1 protein-coding gene is annotated in these 839 nt (G+C 65.3%); it reads right to left on the minus strand.

Going from position 1 to position 839, the window contains the following annotated elements; translation table 11 throughout:
- Window positions 1-104 precede the first annotated feature (104 nt).
- On the minus strand, window positions 105-839 hold a 735-nt coding region (locus IE106_RS30610), incomplete at its 5' end, for a NucA/NucB deoxyribonuclease domain-containing protein (protein WP_268255353.1).

Consider the following 839-nt stretch of genomic DNA (forward strand, 5'->3'; position numbering starts at 1 on the left):
GATCACCGAGGGCGTGGAGCGGTACCTCATCCAGTTCTGGCCCGGGGACGTGTGACGGTCCCCAGGGGAGCGGTCGTTGCTGCTCCCCTGGGGACCGCCTGCCGCTACGTGATGGTGACGTAGAAGCCGTCGTCTTTACCGTCGATGATGCGGTTGAGCGTCAGGAACTGACCGAGCAGGTTGCCGGCGTTGCCGTTGTCCGCCTTAGGCAAGGCACGGACGGAGAAGTTGTTCTTCGGCGCGGCCTGATCGTATGAGGGCAGGGCGCAGCCTTCGTAGGTGACAGCGAAGGGGTACTCGTCGCACTCCTTGCCGCCTTGCGCGTAGTTGGCGCCGAACTCCTTCTTGCATGTGCTGACCGCGGTCGCCCGGTTCTTCTTGCGGCGGGCGTTGTCGTGGTACAGGCGGTGCAGGGGAGCGCTGGCGCTCTGTCCTGGGACGTTCTTGTTCGCGTTGGCGGGCTTGGTACTGCCCGGTTGGGTGAAGGCCGCCTTGATGTGGTCGGCCACAGCCTTCTCTGGTGCGCCGGCTTTCGTGTTGTAGACGAGGGGGATGGAGTAGCTGAAGACTGCGGCCCCTTGCGGCACCTTGAGGTACTTGGCGTTGTCCCAGCGGGGCGGCAGGAAGAAGAGCTTGCCGCTCAGTTCTCCGGTCGGCTTGTATCCGGGTGGGGGCGTGACGGTGGCGGAGGCCTCGAACACGGAGAAGACGGCATCGTCGGGCTTCGAGCCTTGTCCGGGAGCGGCGTTCAGTACCCGGGTGAAACCTTTGGACTGCTGGGTGGCGAGGGCGTCGAAGCTCCTAGGGCCCGGCACGGCGCCTGTCTGGGACACCTTGGC

The organism is Streptomyces roseolilacinus (assembly GCF_014649335.1).
In the GTDB taxonomy this organism is placed as follows: Bacteria; Actinomycetota; Actinomycetes; order Streptomycetales; family Streptomycetaceae; genus Streptomyces; species Streptomyces roseolilacinus.